Origin of the sequence: Labrenzia sp. THAF191a, assembly GCF_009363335.1 — a bacterium.
Lineage (GTDB): Bacteria > Pseudomonadota > Alphaproteobacteria > Rhizobiales > Stappiaceae > Roseibium > Roseibium algicola.
The window spans coordinates 1,028,589-1,050,209 of sequence record NZ_CP045333.1 but is presented as its reverse complement, the minus strand read 5'-3'; the positions used below and the strand labels follow the sequence as shown (position 1 = coordinate 1,050,209).

General features: G+C 60.2%; 17 protein-coding genes and 1 pseudogene. 9 read left to right on the top strand and 9 right to left on the bottom strand.

Features of this window, described 5'->3' with window-relative positions:
- Positions 1–47 precede the first annotated feature (47 nt).
- Entirely contained in the window at positions 48–749 is a 702-nt protein-coding gene (locus FIV05_RS04855; RefSeq protein WP_152508852.1) for a nitroreductase family protein, read from the bottom strand.
- 414 nt (positions 750–1,163) lie between these two features.
- Between FIV05_RS04855 and FIV05_RS04850 the strand changes: the two genes are divergently transcribed.
- On the top strand, positions 1,164–2,159 hold the full coding sequence (locus tag FIV05_RS04850; RefSeq protein ID WP_023014426.1) for an ABC transporter substrate-binding protein: 996 nt from the start codon (positions 1,164–1,166) through the stop codon (positions 2,157–2,159).
- A gap of 127 nt (positions 2,160–2,286) precedes the next feature.
- Positions 2,287–4,578 carry an EAL domain-containing protein gene (locus FIV05_RS04845; protein ID WP_152508851.1) on the top strand — a complete coding sequence of 764 codons (2,292 nt, stop codon included), beginning with the start codon at positions 2,287–2,289 and terminating at the stop codon, positions 4,576–4,578.
- 112 nt (positions 4,579–4,690) lie between these two features.
- Here FIV05_RS04845 and preA read toward each other — a convergent pair whose 3' ends face one another.
- The 3 genes from preA to FIV05_RS04830 all read right to left on the bottom strand — a co-directional run bounded on the left by preA (position 4,691) and on the right by FIV05_RS04830 (position 8,065).
- Positions 4,691–6,004: an NAD-dependent dihydropyrimidine dehydrogenase subunit PreA gene (gene preA, locus FIV05_RS04840; RefSeq protein ID WP_152508850.1), complete on the bottom strand. Its 1,314-nt coding sequence runs from the start codon at positions 6,002–6,004 to the stop codon at positions 4,691–4,693.
- 90 nt (positions 6,005–6,094) lie between these two features.
- A complete protein-coding gene (locus tag FIV05_RS04835) occupies positions 6,095–7,441 on the bottom strand; it encodes an NAD(P)-dependent oxidoreductase (RefSeq protein ID WP_055659228.1) in 1,347 nt (448 codons plus the stop codon).
- 369 nt (positions 7,442–7,810) lie between these two features.
- Entirely contained in the window at positions 7,811–8,065 is a 255-nt protein-coding gene (locus FIV05_RS04830) for a hypothetical protein (protein WP_152508849.1), read from the bottom strand.
- A gap of 501 nt (positions 8,066–8,566) precedes the next feature.
- Here FIV05_RS04830 and FIV05_RS04825 point away from each other — a divergent pair.
- Complete coding sequence (locus FIV05_RS04825; protein WP_152508848.1) at positions 8,567–9,364, top strand: creatininase family protein; 798 nt, start codon at positions 8,567–8,569, stop codon at positions 9,362–9,364.
- 13 nt (positions 9,365–9,377) lie between these two features.
- Here the strand turns inward: FIV05_RS04825 and FIV05_RS04820 are convergent, their stop codons facing one another.
- Complete coding sequence (locus FIV05_RS04820) at positions 9,378–10,313, bottom strand: LysR family transcriptional regulator (RefSeq protein ID WP_031268748.1); 936 nt, start codon at positions 10,311–10,313, stop codon at positions 9,378–9,380.
- Between the two features lie 178 nt (positions 10,314–10,491).
- On the opposite strand from FIV05_RS04820, the gene FIV05_RS04815 reads away from it, so the two are divergent.
- From FIV05_RS04815 to FIV05_RS04790, 6 genes are all read left to right on the top strand, one after another.
- A complete protein-coding gene (locus FIV05_RS04815) occupies positions 10,492–11,502 on the top strand; it encodes an ABC transporter substrate-binding protein (protein ID WP_022999260.1) in 1,011 nt (336 codons plus the stop codon).
- A gap of 154 nt (positions 11,503–11,656) precedes the next feature.
- Complete coding sequence (locus FIV05_RS04810) at positions 11,657–12,415, top strand: ABC transporter ATP-binding protein (RefSeq protein WP_208984499.1); 759 nt, start codon at positions 11,657–11,659, stop codon at positions 12,413–12,415.
- Complete coding sequence (locus FIV05_RS04805; RefSeq protein WP_209009856.1) at positions 12,415–13,335, top strand: ABC transporter permease; 921 nt, start codon at positions 12,415–12,417, stop codon at positions 13,333–13,335. Before FIV05_RS04810 ends, FIV05_RS04805 begins: the two co-directional genes overlap by 1 nt.
- On the top strand, positions 13,335–14,639 hold the full coding sequence (locus tag FIV05_RS04800; RefSeq protein ID WP_152508847.1) for a cytosine deaminase: 1,305 nt from the start codon (positions 13,335–13,337) through the stop codon (positions 14,637–14,639). Before FIV05_RS04805 ends, FIV05_RS04800 begins: the two co-directional genes overlap by 1 nt.
- A 2-nt stretch (positions 14,640–14,641) precedes the next feature.
- Positions 14,642–16,048: an FAD-binding oxidoreductase gene (locus tag FIV05_RS04795; protein ID WP_152508846.1), complete on the top strand. Its 1,407-nt coding sequence runs from the start codon at positions 14,642–14,644 to the stop codon at positions 16,046–16,048.
- 4 nt (positions 16,049–16,052) lie between these two features.
- Positions 16,053–16,634 (top strand): NAD(P)H-dependent oxidoreductase, encoded by a 582-nt coding sequence (locus FIV05_RS04790; RefSeq protein ID WP_022999255.1) that lies wholly within the window; start codon positions 16,053–16,055, stop codon positions 16,632–16,634.
- Positions 16,635–16,655: 21 nt separating this feature from the next.
- Here FIV05_RS04790 and FIV05_RS04785 read toward each other — a convergent pair.
- From FIV05_RS04785 to FIV05_RS04770, 4 genes and pseudogenes are all read right to left on the bottom strand, one after another.
- Positions 16,656–17,059: pseudogene (locus FIV05_RS04785) on the bottom strand (RidA family protein).
- A 144-nt stretch (positions 17,060–17,203) separates the two neighbouring features.
- Positions 17,204–18,862: a CRTAC1 family protein gene (locus FIV05_RS04780; protein ID WP_152508845.1), complete on the bottom strand. Its 1,659-nt coding sequence runs from the start codon at positions 18,860–18,862 to the stop codon at positions 17,204–17,206.
- Positions 18,859–20,280 (bottom strand): di-heme oxidoredictase family protein, encoded by a 1,422-nt coding sequence (locus tag FIV05_RS04775; RefSeq protein WP_152508844.1) that lies wholly within the window; start codon positions 20,278–20,280, stop codon positions 18,859–18,861. The genes FIV05_RS04780 and FIV05_RS04775 overlap by 4 nt, the downstream gene beginning before the upstream one ends.
- Positions 20,277–21,461 carry an ROK family protein gene (locus FIV05_RS04770; RefSeq protein ID WP_209009855.1) on the bottom strand — a complete coding sequence of 395 codons (1,185 nt, stop codon included), beginning with the start codon at positions 21,459–21,461 and terminating at the stop codon, positions 20,277–20,279. Before FIV05_RS04770 ends, FIV05_RS04775 begins: the two co-directional genes overlap by 4 nt.
- Positions 21,462–21,621: the final 160 nt, after the last annotated feature.

The window sequence follows — 21,621 nt, the reverse complement described above, 5'->3', positions numbered from 1 at the left end:
GCGCAGTCCGCCCGGGGTGAGTTCTGGAAACGCACTTGGTTCTGAAGCTATTCCTGGTCCTCGAACACGCTCAGGATCTCTTCCAGCGGCTTCTTGATCTTGGCGACAGCCGGTACAGTCGCGTCTTCAGCGGGATGGCCGACGGCCAGGATCATGACCGGCTTTTCCGCTTCCGGACGGTTCAGGATCCCGTTCAGGAATTTCATCGGGTTGGGCGTGTGCGTCAGGGTCGAAAGGCCCGCATGGTGAAGTGCGGTGATCAGGAGGCCGGTGGCGATGCCGACACTTTCAGGCACGTAGTAGTGCTTGTAGCGGGTGCCGTCGTCGAAGGTGCCCCAGCGCTGCGCGAAAATCACGATCAGCCAGGGGGCGATGTCCAGATGCGGCTTGTCCGCGTCGGTGCCGATGGGCTCCAGTGCCTTGATCCATTCGTCGCCCGCGCCGCCATCATAGAACTTGCGTTCTTCTTCCTCGGCAGCCAGGCGGATCTTGTGCTTCAGGTCGGCATTGGAAATCGCCACGAAATGCCATGGCTGGTGATTGGCGCCGCTCGGGGCTGTTCCGGCTGCGCGGATGCAGGCTTCGATGATGGAACGGTCCACAGAACGGTCCGAGAAGTGGCGAACCGTATGGCGGGTGCGCACATCGTCATAAAAGTCCTGCGCACGGGCCAGCATTTCCTTGTCGTCGTAAATTCGCCGGTCCGGCAGTGGCAACGGTTGGTAATCCAGGGCTGATTTGGAAATCATGTTTTTTGTCCATTTGCATTGCCGACCGGCGGATTCGCAAGGAACCCGGGCCGCGCAATCTCCTCCCACTATGCACCGTTAAGTATGGATCGACTGACCGGGCGTCAGGCAATTAAAAATCCAGTCCACCGGCTTCACAACTTGAACCAAGCCCGCCTATGCTCCTCTTTGAAACGCCAAATGGCCTTGATGAAAAAATAACCTTGACCAGTGACATGGCACCTTTCTAGATTTTCTTGACCAATTGGTCAGCGCTGTTCGTTGAGAAGGCAAAATGCCCCGGCGTCCGGATGCGGCCAAACAGCCGGAAGAGGATCAGGCGGCCGGGAAACGCTCCGAGGTCCGCACCGGTTGGGGTTTGAAGTTCCAGAGAAGGGTGAGTCCGACAGCGGCTCGCCCATAACCAGTAGGGGAATGGCAATGAAGGCATTGAAAAGTCTGGCGCTCGCGTCTGTCCTGGGCGCAAGCCTGGTGTCAGGTGCGGCCAACGCCGCGGACGAGCTGACACTGCAGCTTAAGTGGGTCACACAGGGCCAGTTTGCCGGCTATTACGTGGCCAAGGACAAGGGCTTTTACGACGAAGAAGGCCTGGACGTAACGATCAAGCCGGGCGGTCCGGACATTGCGCCGCCGCAGGTTATCGCCGGTGGCGGTGCGGACGTGATCATCGACTGGATGCCGTCCGCCCTCGCATCGCGCGAAAAGGGTGTGCCGCTTGTCAACATCGCACAGCCGTTCAAGAAGTCCGGCATGATGCTGACCTGTCTGAAGGAAACCGGCATCACCTCGCCGGAAGACTTCAAGGGCCGGACACTCGGCGTCTGGTTCTTCGGTAACGAATATCCGTTCCTGTCCTGGATGAGCCAGCTCGGCATTCCGACCGACGGTGGCGACGAAGGCGTGACCGTCCTGAAGCAGGGCTTCAATGTCGATCCGCTGCTGCAGAAGCAGGCCGACTGCATCTCCACCATGACCTACAACGAATACTGGCAGGTCATCGATGCCGGCATTCCGGAAGAAGACCTGATCGTCTTCAAATACGAAGACCAGGGTGTCGCAACGCTGGAAGACGGTCTCTACGTCCTGGAATCCAGCCTGGACGACCCGGCAATGGTCGACAAGCTGGCCCGCTTCGTGAAAGCCTCCATGAAGGGCTGGGCCTATTCCGCCGAAAACCCGGAAGAAGCTGCTGAAATCGTTCTGGAGAACGACGCCACTGGCGCGCAGACAGAAAAGCATCAGATCCGCATGGTCGGCGAAATCAACAAGCTGGTTGATGGATCTGACGGCAAACTGGACATGTCTGCCTATGAGCGCACCGTGAAGTCCCTCCTGTCCGGCGGCTCCGACCCGGTCATCACCAAGGAGCCGGAAGGCGCTACCACAACGGTCGTAACCGACAAGATGTAACGTCAATCGGGCAGCCGGGGCGGAATTCGTTCCGGCTGCCTTTGCCTGATGCCTGCCAAGGCACTAAAAATTAAAGGTTTGAACCCAGACTGCTTCGCTGACAAAAGCTTGGGATTTTGAAAGCGAAATGCGCGATCTGTCTGGAAAAACAGACAAATTCGACCTGGTTCATTCCGCGGCGGAGACAGTGTCCGACGAACCGCGCCGGATGACCGCGAGCGTTTTCGGCATTTCTTCCAGCCTCGTCATCATTTTGATGTTCTGCGCGGTGATTTTTTCTTTCGGCGCCGTGCTGTTCAAGGTGCTGGTCGCGGAGCGCGAAGCTGCGATGCGGGAGACCAAATCGGTCGCGCGCGTCTTCCAGAACCACAAGCAGTTGCTGTTGCGTGAAATGGAGCGCTACGCCGCTTCCAACGCCGCCTATCAGAATATCGATACCAATCTGTCGCCCGACTGGATCAGGACCCGGTTCGGCGTCGATATGGCCCTGGATTTCGCCCACGACTACACGGTGCTTTTCGGTCCGGGCGGCAAGGTTCTCTTTTCGTCCAACTACCACGGCAAGGAGAGAGCGGAAGACTTTTCCAAGAGCGTCCAGACGGGCATTACCGGCACGCTGGACAGCATACGCGGCAATTACGTCGAGGCCCTGGTCCGGTCAGAACCAGGCGAAGTCCGCTTCACCGGGGCTTTGGCCGACATTTCGGCCATCGACATCGTCGAGATCAACGATCACCCCTTCATCGTCGCGGCCTTTGCGATCGTACCGGATCCGGGTGGGATCGAAATGTCCTTCGGGCCGCCGAACGTTCTCGTCAACGCATTCGAGATCGATGCGGCGCATCTCAGCAATCTTCTGTCCAGCCTCGCCCTCGACAATCTGAAATTCGCTTCGGAAATTCCCGACGGAATGATCGGCACCCCGGTTCAGAACGGATCCGGCACGGTGCTTGGTTATCTCGCCTGGTATCCGATGAGCCAGTCGTCGGGGATCATCCTGTCTTCGATACCGGTTCTCCTGCTGTCGCTCGGGGTCATTCTGACGGTGGCCCTGATAGCTCTCCGGCAGAATGCCAACGCCAGGGCACGGCTGGCAGCCCGTGAACAGGAAGCCCGTTACGCCGCCAATCACGATTCCCTGACAGGCTTTGTCACACGCGGATACTTCCACGCCACAGCCACGAAAAGGCTGGCCTTGAGCAAGGATCAGCAGCGTGGCGCCTGGATCATTTATCTCGACGTCGACAACCTCAAGCAGGTGAACGACATCTACGGGCACACCGTGGGCGACAGCCTGGTGGTCGCTCAGGCCGAACGCATCAGATCGGTCCTCGGCCCGTTCGACCTGGTCGCGCGCAGCGGTGGCGATGAATTCCTGATCCTGACGGAGCGTTGGGAAACGCCGGAGCAAGCCGTGGAGGAAGCGGGCAAGCTGTTTGAAAAGCTGCGGCAGCCGTTCGACTATGAAGGCAAGCGCATTGAAACGTCCGTAAGCGCGGGTATCGCCCGCTTCCCGGACCACGGCCAGACACTGACAGGCCTTGTTCGCGCTGCCGATATCGCCCTGCAGCGCTGCAAGATGGAGCAGAAAAGCTCGTTCCGGATTTACGACGAGCGAATGGACGACCTTCTGCGCGAACGGCGCGAGATCCGTGTGGATCTTGATTCAGCCCTGCGTGAAGAGCAATTCGACCTGTTCTATCAGCCGATCGTCGACGCCCGGTCGGGCGAACTGGCCTTCTATGAAGCCCTGATCCGCTGGCGGCATCCAAGCCGCGGCCTGGTGCCGCCGGTGATGTTCCTGCCGGTTGCCCAGGATGCTGGACTGATGCCTGTGATCGGTGCCTGGGTGCTGGAGCGGGCGCTTCACGATGCCTGCAGCTGGATGCAGACCGGCGTGTCGGTCAATGTCTGCACAAGCCAGATCCAGGCCACAGGTTTCGCGGACAAGGTCGAGGCACTGCTGCGGAAATACGACTTTCCTTCGGAAAGACTTGTTCTCGAAATCACCGAGGACCTGATGCTGGAGGAAAGCGCGCAGACGCGGAACACCATTCTCAAGCTGCGCGATCTTGGTGTCGGGCTCGCCATTGACGACTTCGGCACCGGATTTTCCAGCCTGAACTACCTGCACAAGTATCGCTTCGACAAGATGAAGATCGACCGCAGTTTCGTGTCGCGTATCGGCGAGGACGAGGAAGCGGACATGGTCGTCCGCTCCATGCTGAGCCTTGCCCGGGTAATGGGCATGCAAAGCGTCGGCGAAGGGGTCGAGACGGAAGCACAGCGCGACTTCCTGGTGGAGGCGGGTTGCGAGTTCCTGCAGGGCTATCTCTTCGACAGGCCGCTGCCGTTCAACGAGTTGATGCCGCCTGATCCTTTGTCGCAGATGGAAGGCATCCGTCGGGCCGGCGGCTGATCTGCCTGCTTGCGGCAATCCCTTTCAAGGTTACCTAGCCTGAAAAGCGAACAAAAAAAACGCGGGCAAGGGAGGATCCTGCCCGCGTTGAAGGTGACCGCCGGAGCTTTGCCTATTCGGCTGCTTCCTTGACGGCCATCGGGTTGTTCGGGTGCGTCGTCCAGTTGGCGTAGTCTTTTTCGACAGGCTGCCTGGTGCGTGGGTCGATGCTGCCGGCCTCCATGGGTTCCATGGTGATGCAGCCTTCGATCGGGCAGACATTGACGCACAGGTTGCAGCCGACGCATTCCTCGTCGATCACCTCGAACTTGCGAACGCCGTCCACCATGTTGGTGATTGCCTGGTGGGACGTGTCCTCACAGGCGATGTGGCAGCGGCCGCATTCGATGCAAAGATCCTGATCGATCTTGGCCTTGGCGATGTAGTTGAGGTTGAGGTACTGCCAGTCGGACACATTCGGCACCGCACTGCCCACAAACTGGTCGACGGACGTATAGCCCTTGGTGTCCATCCAGTCGCTGAGGCCTTCGATCATGTCCTCGACAACCCGGAAGCCATAGGTCATTGCGGCCGTGCAGACCTGCACAGAGCCTGCGCCGAGCGCCATGAACTCGGCCGCATCACGCCAGGTGGTCACGCCGCCGATGCCGGAGATCGGCAATCCGTGGGTCACCGGGTCGCGGGCGATTTCGGCAACCATGTTGAGTGCAATCGGCTTTACGGCCGGGCCGCAATAGCCGCCGTGCGCACCCTTGCCGTCGACAGAGGGAGACGGCGACATGATGTCGAGGTCGACACCCATGATCGAGTTGATGGTGTTGATCAGCGAGACAGCATCAGCACCACCCGCCTTGGCGGCCTGCGCCGGCTTGCGGACATCGGTGATATTCGGCGTCAGCTTCACGATGCAGGGCATGCGCGAATGCTGCTTCACCCAGCGGGTGACCATTTCGATGTATTCCGGCACCTGGCCGACGGCGGAGCCCATGCCGCGCTCGCTCATGCCATGCGGGCAACCGAAGTTCAGTTCGACACCGTCGGCTTCGGTTTCTTCGACGCGGCGGAGGATGTCGATCCAGTTCTGCTCCTCGCAGGGCACCATCAGCGAGACGACGAGCGCCCGGTCCGGCCAGTCGCGCTTCACCTGCTTGATCTCGCGCAGGTTCACTTCCAGCGGACGGTCGGTGATCAGTTCGATGTTGTTGAGGCCGATCAGCTGCCGGTCCTTGCCATGGATCGCGCCGTAGCGCGGACCGTTGACGTTGACCACCGCCGGATCTTCCCCAAGCGTCTTCCAGACGACGCCACCCCAGCCGGCCTTGAAGGCCCGGACGACGTTATATTCCTTGTCCGTCGGCGGCGCGGATGCCAGCCAGAACGGGTTCGGCGATTTGATGCCGATAAAATCAGTACGCAAGTCAGCCATGGTGGCTCTCCCTCAAATCGGTGGCGCCGAGCGCGTCAGCTGCTGTCGGACGCTCAGGTCCCAGTCGCTCAGGTTTCAGGCGCGCAAGTCTCAGGCGGTCAGGGCAGCGTTAATGCTCTCGGCGGCAATCTTGCCATCCTCGACAGCGGCAACCGTGAGGTCTTCACCTCCCAGCACGCAATCGCCGCCCGCCCATACATCGGCAAGGCTGGTCTTGCGGTCCGCATCAACCACGATGCGACCCTTTTCAAGGGACAGCGCATCGCCGAGATCCGCTTGCACCAGGGTCTGGCCTACGGCCTTGAACACCATGTCCGCAGGCAGGGTGATGACTTCGCCGGTACCGGTCAGGGAACCATTCTGCTCCTGGGTCCGCTCCAGTTCAATTGCGGTAATCGCACCGTTTTCACCGACAAGGCCCTTCGGCTGGGCCCAGGTCATGATCCGGACGCCGCTGGTCTGGGCCAGCTGCTGTTCGTATTCGGAGGCGTTCATCCGGTCCTGACCGCGGCGATAGGCGATCGTGACGTCTTCGGCGCCCAGCAGTTTGGTCTGGACCGCAATGTCGACCGCAGTCATGCCGCCGCCGATCACCACGATGCGCCGGCCAACCGGAAGCTCGGAAAGATCCTTCGACTGACGCAGGTCGGCAATGTAGTCGACGGCATCGATCGAGCCGCTCTTGTCTTCGCCTTCAAGCCCAAGCGCATTGACGCCGCCAAGGCCGATGCCGAGGAACACGGCATCATATTCGGCACGCAGGGTCGCAAGATCCAGATTGGTGCCGAGGCGCATTCCGGTCCGGACCTCGATACCGCCGATGGACAGGATGAAATCCACTTCCCGCGCGGCAAAGTCGTCGACCGACTTGTAGGAGGCGATACCGTATTCGTTGAGGCCGCCGGCCTTTTCCCGGGCATCGAACAGGGTGACGTCGTGACCGTGCACCGCCAGCCGGTGGGCGCAGGAAAGACCCGCAGGTCCGGCGCCGACGACGGCAACCTTCTTGCCGGTCGCGGCAGCGCGGGTGAACGGCGTCGAGCTGAACTCCGACATGAAGTGATCAGTCGAATACCGCTGCAACTCGCCGATCTTCACCGGCTTGCCTTCGGCAACTTCGCGCACGCAGACCTGTTCACACAGTGTCTCGGTCGGGCAGACGCGGGCACACATGCCGCCCAGAATGTTCTGGGCGAAAATGGTCTTCGCGGCCCCGGTCGGGTTCCCGGTCGAGATCTGGCGAATGAACTGCGGAATGTCGATGCTGGTCGGGCATGCCTGCATGCAAGGGGCGTCGTAGCAGAAGTAGCAACGGTCGGCTTCGACCTGCGCTTCGTGCTGGTCCAGCAGCGGGTGCAGGTCGCTGAAATTCTCAGCGTATGCGTCCTCAGGCAAGCGCCCGGCGGCAATGTCCGGGCCGGCTTTGGTCTGGGTCATGGAGATCTCCGGAAGGTTGGCGATCGTTTTCAAGGTGGCTTCCTTCGTTTGATGAGGAGGCTCAAGAATGCATTGGAAGAAAATTTGAACAGTTAGTCAAATTTTTTTTGGAATGATTAAAAACATGAGGGAAAAAATCAGCAATAAAATTACCGGAAAAACAGCACCTTAACGCAAAAAAGGTGCTGTGATGAAATTTGCGCCATGGCGCAAAATCCGGCCTGATAGCTGCCTGTCACGGCGTTTTGACGGGGAAAACAGAATAGATCAACGCGCACGCACGCCAAAGCGCTCCGGCGCACCTGTGTGCACCAGAGTTAAAGCGGCCGCCAGGCAAACTGGTAGCGTTGGTTCCGGAACCGTGTCCGGTTAGTGCGAGTGGTGTGACAGGCGCAGGGGCACTGTCTGACGGGGGCTTTGAACCCGTCCGCCCACATTCTGGAACGCGAGCACAAGACTGACTGCAACAAGAGTCGCAGGCCACAAGATCGATGTGACCAGAACTCCCAGCAGCCGCTTTGGTGTGCTCAGTCCGCTATCAAGCAATTCCGCAGACGACAGGATCAGAAACACCAGCGTAACGGCGCCATAGAGGACGGCTCCCATGAAGAACAGGAGATACATGTCGGTTACCCACCTTACATTTTACCCAATGCCGCATCCCGAGCCTCAATGCGGCGTCCTACCTCGGACATCACAAGGCAAATCTTTGGTGTAAATGTGGCCGTTTCGCTTCTGGGTAGGTGTAGGTGCGCCCAAACGCTCGCCATCCGAGCCGGGCGAGTGAGCCCGGAATGCAGCACGTCTCCTTGGGGAACTCCCGCTAACTGCATGGTTAACAAAAGGTTTCCGGATTTGCAGCAGCGGGAAAATGACCGGTTTCAGCCTGTTTTCCGAACCCCGCGCCTGTGGACATGTTTGTGGACAGAAATGGAATTTATTTTTCGATTGAGCACAAGGAGGCGGGCGGATGTCGCCATATTTCGCTCCGGGTCGGCAATGGGCTTGAAACCCACTGCGCACAAAAAGGCAGCGGGCTGAAGACATAATGATGCTTTTCAAGTGTCGCCGACTTGCCTACGCCAAACAGGAACGCATCATGGCAACAGAGTTGGGGCAGCGCCGATGGCCAAGCATTTCTTCTGGAACGAATTGAATGCCTCGGATTTTGCGGCGCTTGATCCCGAGCGGACCATTGCGATCCTGCCGACCGCCTCGACCGAGCAACATGGCCCGCATCTGCCGATCGCGACCGATGTCGCAATCGCCCAGGGAATGCTTGCCGAAACGCGCAAACAGCTGCCGGAAGATCTCGACATCCTGGTGTTGCCGGTGCAGGAAATCGGCAAGGCGAACGAACATGTCTACGGCCCGGGAACATTGTCTCTCGGGGCTGAATTGCTGATCCCCGTCTGGACCGCCATTGGCCAGAAAGTGTCGGAAGCCGGCATTCGCAAGATGGTGATCGTCAATTCCCATGGCGGCAACACCGACATCATCAGCATCGTCTCGCGCGAACTTCGTGTTCGTTACGAAATGGCTGTTCTGGTGACGCATTGGGGCCGGTTCGGCCATCCGGACGGCATGATTTCCGCTCACGAGTCCAAATTCGGTATTCACGGCGGCGAGGTCGAAACATCCTTGATGCTGCATTTCCGGCCTGAACTGGTCCGCATGGACAAGGCAGAGAACTTCGTCTCAAAAGCCGAAGAGATGCTGGAAAACTCCAGATACATCCAGCCGACGCCGCCCCATGCCCTGGCCTGGATCGCCCATGATCTCAACCCGGCCGGCGTCGTTGGTGACGCCTCCAGGGGGACGGCGGAAAAAGGAGCGGTGATCAGTGCTCATCAGGCCGCCGGTTTCATTGAGATGCTGCGTGACTTCACAGCCTATTCGCTGACCAACCTGTATAAGCCATAACGATCTTCGGATCTTAAACGGGCAGGTTGCCTTCCCGTTGCAATTCCTCCACCTGAGCAACGAGTTCCTGCAGCAGGAATTCGACGAACAGGCTTGTTGCCGCGTCCATCGAGGCTCGTGCCCGCGTGAACAGCTTCATCGGCTGGTGATGTGTCCGGGCAACGTTCAAAGGTCGGAAAACGAGCTCACCCCGCCGGCATTCGGCCAGAACGTCCAGTGGATTGAGCAGGCTGATGCCGATGCCGCGCCGGACAAGCTGGCGAACCGTTTCCGAGGAGTTCGTTTCCAGGATCGGCTCCACCGGGATCGGCACGGACGACAGCACCAGATTGATCACGTCCCGCAGGCTGGTTCCCGATTGGGCCAGCACCAGCCGCTCCTGAACCACATCCACGAGATCGACCGGCCCGGTTTCCTGCGCCAGCTTGTGTCCGGGCGGAACCACCGCACCAATGGGAATGTCGAAGGTGGCCAGCGTCCGCAGGCCCGGCGTTGCGGCAATGTTGAAGCCGAGGCCGATGTCGACTTCGCCTGTCAGGACCGGATTGATCGTCGTCGTGCCGCCGTCACTGCGCAGCTTGATGTGAACGCGCGGGTTCTTCTCGATGAATTTCGCGATGATTTCCGACAGCGGTCCCGACGCGAGGCCGACGGTCGTCACCAGCGAGACCTGGCCGGCCTGCGGCATTTTCAGCGCCCGGATCCGGGTCTCTAGCCTGGCATAGTCTTTCAGAACGCCCCGGATATGTTCAACGCACAGCTCTCCAGCCGCGGTGAGCCGCAGCCCGCGCGGCAAGCGCTCGAACAGCGGCACGCCGAATTCCTCTTCCAGGGCAAGGATTTGCCGGTTGATGGCGGAGGACGACACATTCAGCCGATCAGCCGCCTTCCGAATGGAACCGCAGCGCGCGATCTCATCCAGGTAGAGCAGCTTGCGGGAGTGGAGCAGAGCCAAGAAGTGCCTCCTTTTTGTGCATGCGGCACAATTGATCGTCAGAAAAGGTAGCGATGACAATAAGGCATCGCTGCAGGCGAATTTTGATGCTTTTCAACGTGCGCTGCAAGGGATCAAATATTTTCGGAAATGTGCGGTTTCACGGTAGTTTTGTTTTACTGGAGGGTACGAAATGACAGTTTTCCCATCTGCGAAGACGCTTCTCGCAGCGGTTCTTCTCACCGGAACCGCCACTCACCAGGCATTGGCGCTGGATGAGGTGAGCTACGGCACCAACTGGCTCGCGCAGGCGGAACACGGCGGGTTTTACCAGGCCGTTGCCGACGGCACCTACGAGAAATACGGCCTGAAGGTCACGATCGCGCCGGGCGGCCCGCAGGCTGCCAACGATGCGCTGCTGATCTCCGGCAAGATCGATTTTTACATGGGCGGGACGCTGAAGGGCTTCGACTACGTCAAGGAAGGCATTCCGCTGATCAACGTCGCCAGCATCTTCCAGAAGGATCCGCAGATCCTCGTGGCGCATCCCGATCAGGGCATCGACAAGTTCACCGACCTTGCCAAGCTTGAAACCATCTACATGGGCAAGGACGGCTACGTCACCTACTTCGAGTGGATGAAGAAGAACTTCGAAGGCTTCTCCGACGCCCAGTTCAAGCCCTATACCTTCAACCCGGCTCCTTTCATCGTCGATCCCAAGTCCGCGCAGCAGGGCTACCTGACCTCCGAGCCGTATGAAATCGAAAACCAGGCAGGCTGGGCGCCGAAAGTGTTCCTCCTGGCCGATGAAGGCTGGACGCCCTACTCGACCATGATCACCACCTCCAAGGCGCTGGTCGAGGAAAACCCGGATCTGGTGCAGCGTTTCGTCGATGCTTCCATCGAGGGCTGGTACAACTACCTCTACGGCGACAACGCTGCGGCAAACGAGTTGATCAAGAAAGACAACCCGGAAATGACCGACGGTCAGCTCGCCTATTCCCTTGCGAAGATGAAGGAATACGGCATCGTGGATTCCGGCGACACGGAAGAAAAGGGCATCGGTTGCATGACCGACGAGCATTTCAAGGCGTTCTTCGATACGCTGGCTTCGATCGCCGTCGTGGATGCCTCTCTTGACTACAAGCAGTCCTACACCACGGACTTCGTCTGCAAGGGCGTCGGCCTCGACCTGAAGAAGTAAGGCCGGTTTGGCAAATACATTCCGCTTCGCACCACGGCGTGCGAAGCGGTCGCCTCCAGATGCAGAGTTGAGCATGGTCATCGCCGAACAGGGCAGCGCAGAAACGAAGACGCCGTCGGCCCGCAGTGTGAAATCGTCCCGCCCGCTGGTGGCGATGGATAATGTTTCGAAGGTATTCTCCAACGGGACGCTGGCCCTGTCCGGCATGTCCATGACGGTTCGGCCGGGAGAGTTCATAAGTTTGCTGGGGCCGTCCGGTTGCGGCAAGTCGACCGCACTCAGGATCATCGCCGGCCTTGGTGGTGTATCGGAAGGCGAAATCGACTGGCCGAGTTTCCGCATCAACTCCAGAGGGTTGCCTGACGGCGACATCAGCTTCGTGTTTCAGGAACCGACGCTGATGCCCTGGCAAACCGTCTTCGGCAATGTCTACCTTCCCCTGCGCCTCAAGGGTGTCTCGAAGAAAGCGGCATCGGAACGGATCATGACCGCGCTGGAAAGCGTAGGCCTGAAGGACTTCGCCGATGCCTATCCGCGCGAACTTTCCGGCGGCATGAAGATGCGTGTCTCCATCGCGCGTGCGCTGGTAACCGAGCCCAAGCTGCTGTTGATGGACGAACCCTTCGCGGCCCTTGACGAGATCACGCGCCAAAAGCTGAATGACGATGTGCTGGCGCTCTGGAAGGCGACAGGCATCACGGTGATCTTCGTGACCCATTCCGTTTATGAATCCGCCTATCTGGCAAACCGGATCGTGGTGATGAAAGCCCGGCCGGGCCGCGTGCATTCGGATTTTCCCCTGCACACCAGTCTTGAGCGGGATGCGCAGTACCGTACCTCCGAGGAGTACAGGCAAGCCTGCGCGGAAGTCTCCGCCATGCTGTCGGAAGCCATGGGAGGCGAGGAGCACTGATGACCGCACCAGCAAACGAAACCCTGGCTGCCGCCGACGTTCTGCAAGAAACAGACAGCGAAGCGCAAGTTGCGCGCAAAAGGCCGGCATCAGCAGCCAAGCTGCCGACAAAGGAAAGCGCTGCCGCTGCCAAGCGGCGGGAGCGCATCCTGACGGTTCTGGTGCCGATCTTCGTCATCGCAGGCTTGATCGCGCTGTGGCAGGTCATGGTCACCGTGAATGACATTCCCCATTACATTCTTCCCGGCCCGGGACTGGTGGTGAATTCGCTGATGTCCGACTGGCACATCCTGCTGCCCGCTCTTTGGGTGACGACCAAGATCACGCTTGCCTCCCTTGCTCTGGCGTTGATCGGCGGTGGCGGCATGGCGATCCTGCTTGTGCAGTCCCGCTGGATCGAGACGGCGCTCTATCCGATCACCGTTATCCTGCAGGTCACGCCGATCATCGCGATCGCGCCGCTGATCCTGATCTACGCTCCGTCAACACAGGCAGCGCTTCTGATCTGTGCGTTTGTCGTCGCCTTCTTCCCGATCCTGTCCAACATGGTGCAGGGCCTGAAGAGCGTGGATCACAACCTCCTGAACCTGTTTGAACTTTACGGTGCCTCGCGCTGGCAGACGCTGATCTATCTGAAGCTGCCGGCTTCCCTACCGTATTTCATGACCGGCCTTCGCATCGGTGGCGGTCTTGCGTTGATTGCGGCGGTCGTTGCCGAATTTGCGGCGGGATCGGCCGGTGCAGGCTCGGGACTTGCCTTCCGCCTTCTGGAGAGCCAGTTCCGGCTCAATATTTCACGTCTGTTCGCAGCGCTGTTCCTGCTTGCCAGCCTGGGTGTGCTGATCTTCGCTTTGACGTCCTTCATCTCCTGGTGGACACTGCATCGCTGGCACGAAAGCAGCCTGAAGCGGGAAAACTGATGACACTCGACCTTCCCAAAACCGGCCGGTTCGCGCTGCGCACCGCAACCCTGCCCGCCGCAGTCACACCGGGATCGGCGCTCCCTGCGCGCGAGGGCCTGTCGTTGGCCGATCTGATCATTTCAGACGGTCGGATCGAGGCCATTCTCCCGGCTGGGGCGGCCCCAGCGGACATCGAAAGCGTTGATCTGCAAAGGCGCATGGTCTGGCCCTGCTTTGCCGACATGCACACCCACATCGACAAGGGTCATATCTGGGACCGGCAACCCAACCCGACCGGCGATTTCGACGGTGCACTTGCCGCCGTCAGGGCCGACCGGGAGGCAAACTGGACGGCCAGGGACGTTGAAACGCGCATGGACTTCTCCCTGCGCTGCGCCTATGCGCACGGGACCAGCCTCCTGCGCACCCATCTCGACAGCCTGGCACCGCAGCACCGGATTTCCTTCGAGGTGTTCGCCGACATGCGCGAACGATGGAAAGGCCGGATCGCCCTGCAGGCTGCCGCGCTGTTTCCGATCGATGCCATCGACGACGACGCTTATTTTTCCGACCTGGTGGAGGTCGTCGTGGCAAACGGCGGTCTGCTTGGCGGCGTGACGTTCCCGTTGCCGGATCTCGACCGCAGGCTGGATATCCTGTTTCGCACGGCTGCGGACAACGGCCTCGATATCGACCTGCATGTTGATGAGACCCAGGATGCCAACGTCCTGACGCTGCTTGCTATTGCGGAAGCCAAGCTGCGCAACGGGTTCGAAGGCGCCGTTACGGTCGGCCATTGCTGTTCCCTGGCGCGCCAGGACGACGACAAGGCCAAGGCGACAATCGACAAGGTGCGGGAGGCAGGCCTCTCCGTCGTTTCCCTGCCCATGTGCAACATGTATCTGCAAGACCGGCACCCGGGCCGCACACCGCGTTCGCGTGGCGTCACACTGCTGCACGAACTGCGGGCCGCAGGCGTGCCGGTGGCCGTTTCATCTGACAACACCCGCGATCCTTTCTACGCCTATGGCGATCTCGACATGGTGGAAGTATTCCGCGAGGCCGTCCGCATTGCGCATCTGGACCACCCGCTCGATGATGCGGCCAAGGTGGTCACCAGCCTTCCGGCCGACATCCTGCAAGTTCCCGAAGCCGGGCGGATTGCCGAGGGGCTGGGCGCCGATCTTGTCATCTTCAACGCTCGAAGCTGGAGCGAATTTCTGTCCCGTCCGCAGGCGGACCGCATCGTGATGCGGAATGGCATGGGCATCGACCGTCGCCTGCCGGATTATTCTGAACTTGACCCGCTGACGAAAGGCTGACCATGGCCGATTACGAGACAATCAAGGCCGAACTTGATGGCATCGCGGTTGAGGACAATCCGCGTCTGGTTCAGGCGAAGAGCCGTGACTTCTACTGGTATTCGCCGGTCCTCAAGGCCCAGCTCGACAACGTCACCGGAGACCTTCTGGTCTCGCCGAAAAATGAAGCCGAAGTCATAAAGGTTCTGAAAACGGCATTCGCCCACGGTGTGCCGGTCACGCCGCGTGGTGCGGGCACGGGCAACTATGGCCAGGCGATGCCGCTGTCCGGCGGCATCGTGCTCGATATGTCGAAGATGGACGAGGTCAAGGAGATCGCACCGGGCCGGGTCGTCTGCGGACCTGGCATCGTCATTGCCAAGCTCGACAAGATTACAAAGGAACATTCGGGCCAGGAACTGCGCTTCCATCCTTCAACCGCGCAAACCGCGACCATCGGCGGCTTCATCGCCGGTGGCTCCGGCGGTGTCGGTTCGGTTCATTGGGGCGGCCTGCGCGACCTCGGCAACATCCTGCGCCTGCGTATCGTCACCATGGAAGCCGAACCCAGGGTGATCGAGCTGTCCACCTGGGACCTGCAGAAGGTCAGTCATGCCTATGGCACCAACGGTATCATCACCGAAGTCGAAATGCCGCTGACGACGGCCCATGACTGGGTGGACGTGATCGTCGGCCATGAAACCTTCATGGATGCGGTCGTCTTTTCCGACAAGCTGGCGCGCAGCAACGGTATTCTGCTGAAGGAAGTCGCCCCGATTGCGGCACCCATTCCGTTCGATTTCTTCACGCGGCACAAGCCCTGGCTGAAGGAAGGCGAGGCGGTCACCGTGTTGATGGTGGCGCCGCACTCCATGTCGGCAATGCTTGCGCTTGCGGAACGGATGAAGGGCAAAGTGCGCTTCCGGTCGGACGAAGTGGAAAGCATGAAGGGCATTCCGCATGTCTATGAACTTGCCTGGAACCACACGACGCTGCGGGCGCTGAAATTCGACAGTTCTTTCACCTATCTGCAGACGCAATATCCGGGCCCGAACCACGTGGAGCTTGTGCGCAAGACCACCGAAATGTTCCCGGGCGAGATCTTCGGACACCTGGAGTTCCTGCGGTTCGATGGTCAGGTCCAATGCTCCGGCCTTCCCCTGATCCGCTACACGACGGAAGAACGGCTGGACGAGATCATCCGGCTGCACGAGGAAAACGGCTGCCGGGTGTTCAACCCGCATCGCTACACCCTTGAAGAAGGCGGCATGAAACAGACCGACCAGGTCCAGCTCGCCTTCAAGAAGGAGACAGACCCGGAGGGATTGCTCAATCCGGGCAAGATGATCGCCTGGGACAATCCGGACTTCGACTTCAATTCCGGCCAGAACTATCTTTTCCCGGGCCTTCAGGCCTTTGCCGAGGCCTGATCAGATGCGCGTACTGGTTCTCCATTCCCACCCGCAGGAGCACAGTTTCGGCCGGGCGCTCTATCACAAGACCTGTGAAAGCCTGGCCAAGGCCGGGCATGAGGTCGACGGCTGCAATCTCTATGAGGAAGGGTTCGACCCGGTCCTCTCCGCACGCGACAGGGACATCTATCACACGGTTCCCGACAACCGGGAACTGGTCGACAATTACTGCGAGCGCTTGCTGGCGGCGGAAGGTCTGGTCATCTGCACGCCGGTCTGGAACTTCGGTTTTCCCGCGATGCTGAAAGGTTACTTCGACCGTGTCTGGCTGCCGGGCGTTTCGTTTCATCTGGAAGACGGCACCTTGACACCGACCTTGCGCCATATCCGCAAGATGGCGGCCGTCATGACCTATGGCGGCAGCCGGTGGCGGGCGTTTCTGGTTGGCGATCCACCGCGCAAGGTGGTCAATCGGGTCATCCGGGCACAGATCAAGATTGGCGCACCGGTGAAATATCTCGCCCATTACGACATGAACAACTGCACCCCGGCCTCGACCGGTGCCTTTCTGGAGAAGGTCGGCAAGGAAATGGAGCGGTTCTGACACCGCTCCAGGCTGGCTGGGCTAGAACACCTTCGCCGCGGTCACTTCCACTTCCACCAGAAATTCCGGACGCGTGAGCCACCAACCACCAAAAGGGTCGAGACCGGTTTCAGCGTTCCGGTGTAGCGGTCGCGAACGGCCATATAGTCCGCGAAATCTTCCCGCCGGGTAACGAAACCGGAAATGCGGATGACGTCGTCAAAGCTCATCTCCGCTTCCTTCAGGATGGCGGCGATGGCCTCGAAACAGATTTCGGACTGGCCGGTCACGTCCGGCGGAATCGTATCGTCCGGCCGGATGCCGAGCTGGCCGGAGGTCACCAGCAGGCTGGCGCCGGGCGGCACGTAAAGGCCATGATTATACTGCCCGAAGGGTGTTCGAACGGAAGGAGGATTGAAGGATTTCTTGTCGGTTGGACCGGCCATGAGCGCAGGTTCTCCAGAAATTGCATCTTGTCCTGCATGTTCCGGCAAAAGAGCCGGAAAGTCATTGAAAAAATGCAGCTTTTCTGAGTTTACGATGGCCTCGCGAACCAGTTATTCAGTGCCGGAAAGGTACCTTGCCGGGGGCTACTCCGGATACCAGAGCTTTGCCTTTTCCGCACCCCGTTCAATGATCACGTGACCGTTGGCAAAGACCCGGTAGCCGTGGCTCCAGTCGCCGTCCGGCCATTTAATACGCACGTTGGCACGTTCCGCCACACCCAGGCCGAAGTGAACGAAGCCCATCTGGCCGGAGGCATGGCCAGCCCCCACCTGGATGTCCTTCACCACGGTCCGGTTGCCCGTCTTCACGCTGATCTTGGCACCCACTGCGCGGGAGTTGGGTTTGCCCGGCTGGCGCACGTCCACAGCCAGCCAGTTGCCGAGCTGTTTCGGTTCTTCTGAAGTCCCCTGGCCAACGTTCCGGAACAGGCTCACCGGTCCGGAGCGGTTGACGACAACCAGATCCACCAGTCCGTCCGCGTTGAAATCCGCCAGACCCGCCCCGCGTCCGCGCCGGTTCAGTGCGATCCCGGCCGTATCGCCGGTTTCCACAAAGCGGCCGTCCCATTGGCCGAGCAAGAGATTGTCCGGGTCATAGGCCGCGAAGTCGGGCATGGCTTCCACGTTGCCCTTGGCTATGAAGAGATCCCAGAGCCCGTCATTGTTGACGTCCTGAAACTCGGAATGCCATCCGGTTGACGGTTTCAGGTCTTCCCCCGCATAGGGCCGGTGCGCGGTAACGCCAAGGTCGAAGGCAATGTCCTGATAGACCGGCACGGTCTCGTCCGCTTCCGGGTCGAGCTTCTGCAGCTTGGTGTCGCCCATGCTGGTGAGCGCATACTCTGGAAAACCGTCCACATCCAGGTCGATGGACGCAATGCCCATGCCCCAGATCTTCAAGTGTTGCCAGCCATCGGACTTGCGATAGGGGCGAGGCGGTCTGCCGGGCGCAACGGCCCAGAGCTGCTCCTCGCCACCGCGGTAATATTGCCGGTCGTTCGAGATCCTGAGTGCAGGTTCGCCGGAGCGGTTCCAGTCGGTGAACAGCATCGACAAGCTGCAGTATCCCGGCGACAGGCGCGTTGCTTCCGCGTAGAGCGGGCTGCCGTCCTCCGTCTTTTCCGGCCGGAACAGGAAGTTGTCGTGACAGGTGCCCCAGGGCGAACCGGGGGCAGAACGATCGACATAATTGCCGAATGCAAGCGTTGGATAATCGAGCCCTGGTTCGTAGGTGGCGGAAAAGGAGGTACTCCATTCACGGCCGCCGTCGAAGCCAAGGGCCCGGTTGGCGACCTCGAAGGTACAGGCGCCCTTGCCTTCCAGGATCAGGTTTTCACCCAGGCGCAGCACGACGAGATCCAGGATGTCGTCGTTGTTGATGTCGAGTGGATAGGCGCCGAGCACGCCGGTGGCCTGTTTTTCATTGAGGCCGGTTTCCACCGCGGTGAATTTCAGCGGTCCTGCCACACGGCTTTCGTTGCGAAAAAGTTGCGCTGGGTTCTTGCCGCCGGCAAAGAACAGATCCGGCTTGCGGTCGCCATCGCAATCGAAGATCGCGGTGCCGCCACCAACGAAGAATTCCCATGCACCGTCATAGGAATGTTCGATGCCCGCAGCCGAAGCCTCTTCCACAAACGAGGGGACGGGCGCAACGGAAGCCTGACGGGTGTCGTCTGCCAGGGCCGGGGCCGCAAGGATTACGCTCAACAGCGCACCGGACACGGAAAGGCTGAAAGGCTTCATTCCGCGATCTCCAGGCTGCGCAGGAAGGCGATGATCGTCTGCTGCTCGGTTTCCGCCAGACCCGCATAGGCCTTGCGGCTGTCGGAAGCAGCGCCGCCATGGGCTAGAATCGCCTCTTCCAGCGTCGTGATATCGCCCCGGTGCCCATAGGGCGCCGTGCTGCCGATGCCCCATAGCTCGGACGTGATGAAAACGTCGCGCGCAACAAAGCGTTGGGCCAGCAGTTCATTGCCGAAGGTGTCGTTGGCCGCATCGGCAATCGTGTGGCGCTTCAGGTCGCCGTAAAGGGGAACCAGCACCCGGCCCTGGTCATCGCGCGGCAGGGCCTTCACCCAGTCCAGCGTGCCGAGGTCAAGTTCGAGCGGCGCCTTCACGTCGCTCTGGCGCAGGGTGCCGGCGGTGTCGAACGGGCCGGGATCCTGAAAGATGAGGCTTTCGAGCGGCAATTCGGGAATATGGCATGAGCTGCAGCCGATGGTGCCGAAAAGCGCTTCTCCCTTTGCCGCCGCTTGCTGCCAGACATCCGGCAGATCCTGTTTTCGGGTGGGTGCGGGAAGGGTTGCCTGGAAAGCGACCAGCGCCGAGATCTGACCCGGCGAAATTTCGCCTGTATGGCCGTCACCGTCGAAGTCGTCCGATCCTGTCCACTCGGCGCCGAACCGCTCGACCGCCTGTATGCCATGATGATCGTTGGTGGCGTTCACGCTGAACTGACGAAGCGAGGCAAAGACACCCTTCTGGCTGAAAGGCCGCAAGGTCAGATCGTCGTCGATACCCTCGAGACGGGAAACGTCCAGTGTCCCATCGGGAAAGGCGGTCAACTTGCCGAAGGAGACGCCCTTTGTTTCCAGACTGACGGTTTCTTCCTGACCGCTTTTCCGCACCCGGGCCAGCAGATCCGTCCGCTGGCTGCGCAGGTCCGTGGTCATTTCCCGGGCAAGCAATTCGATCAGCCCGGCTCCCTGAAGCGCGACCGTATTGCGCTCGTTGGAAAACTGGGGATCCGTTGTGTCGAAGTCGGCGCTTTCGAAGCCTTCGGACACGAACACGTTTGCTGTGAACGCACCGGAACCGCCGATCACAGGCTCGTTGTGGCAGGAAGAACAGGAATTGGCGTCCATTCCTGCAAGACGCTGGAAGGCCTGCGGTGCCTTGCGGCGCACTTTTGTCGGCACGATAGCCCGCGTCGCGTCCGGCCGGCCTGCGCCATCCAGCGTGGTGAACTTGGCCTTGAACAGCTCTTCTCCAAGCGGCTGCAGCACGGTGATGGCATCTTCGCCCGATTGCGCCAGGGCGTCGATATCGACGTCTTCCTTGATGGCCCGTTCGCTCCAGGGTGCGGGATCGGCAAGCGCCGATGCAGGCAGGGTGATGCCGAGGACGAGAGCAGAGACCGCGAACCGGGATTTGCCTGTCATGCTGTCGCCTCCTTGCGGTCGACCCGCGCTATGCGGCCAGAGGGCGGAGTTGCGTTGCCGAGAAAATCCTTGTCGAGACGTTCCATCGACTGGGCGATCAGGCCGCTGCGAATGAAGTCCTCATTCCACGGCATCACGTCCAGGGAGAAATTGTTCCTGAGATCGGAAACGAGAGCCTCTTCCAGCCCTTCCCACATGCCTTTTTCCATGAAGGAGAAGGCGCGCATGGCAGCGCCGGTCAGCACCACGCGCTTGGGGTCGATCATCGCAATCACCCGGGCAAGACCATAGCCCAGAACCCGGCCGGCCTCGTGAAACGCGTTGCAGGCGTCCTTGTCTCCGGAGCCGGCCAGTTCGATCAGCCGGGCAAGGCCGCTGACGCCCGCCTTGATGGTGCCCGGATCGGTGTTTTCCGGCAGATGCGAGGCAGCCCGCACCAGCGCGTAATCGGAAAGATACGCCTCAAGGCAGCCTTTCTTGCCGCATCGGCAGAGCGCCCCGCCGGGCAGATGGTTGGCATGGCCGAACTCGGCCGCCGTGCCGCTTGCCCCCGAAAACAGCCGGTTGTCGAGGTAAAGCCCCATGCCGACACCGTAATCGAGCATGATCACCGCGAATGTCCCGCTGTACTTGTTCGGGTCCGACCAGTGCAGCGCTTCGGTGATCATGTTGGTGTCGTTGGAAATGTAGCAATCCGCCCCGAAGGCTTCGTGCAATGGACCGACGACAGGGATCTTGCGCCCGGCAAAGGCGGGGCTCCAGGCAACGACGCCGGTTTCCGTTTCAACGACACCCTGTGCGGCAACGCCGATTTCCCGAACCCGTGACGGGCCGATTTCAGCCTCATCAAGGAACTGTCTGATCGCCTTGATCAGGGTTTCGGGAAAGCTGTCGGCATCTTCTGTGGCGCTGTCAAAATGGCTGCGCCTGTCGCACACCACCTCGCCGGCGAAATTCACCAGCGACAGGTCGATGTTGTTGACCGACAGACGGACGCCAACCGTATAGACCGCGTCCGGCTTGAGCTTCAAAAGGGTGCGTGGCCGTCCACGCGCCTGGGGTGTTTTGGGCTCCTCGCTCTCCAGGCTCAGGATCAATCCCTGGTCCAGAAGATCGGAGGTGATGGCCGTCACCGTCGCGGGACTCAGCCGTGTCATCTGGCCGAGATCTATCCGCGCCATGGGGCCGTTCCGGCGCAGGGCCTGTAGAACAATACTTCTGTTTTGCCGCCGGATCTGATCCCGGTCCGCCTTGCGTGTCATGCTCGCTCAGCTCTTCCCAAGGTGTTTCCTCTGTCCCGGGTTTCTCCCGGTTTTCCTGCTTCTCACCGGGCGTGTCAAA

Coding starts and splice junctions, on each gene's coding strand:
- FIV05_RS04825 (WP_152508848.1), top strand. CDS start 8,567: ATGGCCAAGCATTTCTTCTGGAACGAATTGAATGCCTCGGATTTTGCG.
- FIV05_RS04845 (WP_152508851.1), top strand. CDS start 2,287: ATGCGCGATCTGTCTGGAAAAACAGACAAATTCGACCTGGTTCATTCC.
- FIV05_RS04790 (WP_022999255.1), top strand. CDS start 16,053: ATGCGCGTACTGGTTCTCCATTCCCACCCGCAGGAGCACAGTTTCGGC.
- FIV05_RS04800 (WP_152508847.1), top strand. CDS start 13,335: ATGACACTCGACCTTCCCAAAACCGGCCGGTTCGCGCTGCGCACCGCA.
- FIV05_RS04805 (WP_209009856.1), top strand. CDS start 12,415: ATGACCGCACCAGCAAACGAAACCCTGGCTGCCGCCGACGTTCTGCAA.
- FIV05_RS04810 (WP_208984499.1), top strand. CDS start 11,657: ATGGATAATGTTTCGAAGGTATTCTCCAACGGGACGCTGGCCCTGTCC.
- FIV05_RS04850 (WP_023014426.1), top strand. CDS start 1,164: ATGGCAATGAAGGCATTGAAAAGTCTGGCGCTCGCGTCTGTCCTGGGC.
- FIV05_RS04780 (WP_152508845.1), bottom strand. CDS start 18,862: ATGAAGCCTTTCAGCCTTTCCGTGTCCGGTGCGCTGTTGAGCGTAATC.
- preA (WP_152508850.1), bottom strand. CDS start 6,004: ATGGCTGACTTGCGTACTGATTTTATCGGCATCAAATCGCCGAACCCG.
- FIV05_RS04770 (WP_209009855.1), bottom strand. CDS start 21,461: ATGGCGCGGATAGATCTCGGCCAGATGACACGGCTGAGTCCCGCGACG.
- FIV05_RS04830 (WP_152508849.1), bottom strand. CDS start 8,065: ATGTATCTCCTGTTCTTCATGGGAGCCGTCCTCTATGGCGCCGTTACG.
- FIV05_RS04815 (WP_022999260.1), top strand. CDS start 10,492: ATGACAGTTTTCCCATCTGCGAAGACGCTTCTCGCAGCGGTTCTTCTC.
- FIV05_RS04795 (WP_152508846.1), top strand. CDS start 14,642: ATGGCCGATTACGAGACAATCAAGGCCGAACTTGATGGCATCGCGGTT.
- FIV05_RS04835 (WP_055659228.1), bottom strand. CDS start 7,441: ATGACCCAGACCAAAGCCGGCCCGGACATTGCCGCCGGGCGCTTGCCT.
- FIV05_RS04775 (WP_152508844.1), bottom strand. CDS start 20,280: ATGACAGGCAAATCCCGGTTCGCGGTCTCTGCTCTCGTCCTCGGCATC.
- FIV05_RS04855 (WP_152508852.1), bottom strand. CDS start 749: ATGATTTCCAAATCAGCCCTGGATTACCAACCGTTGCCACTGCCGGAC.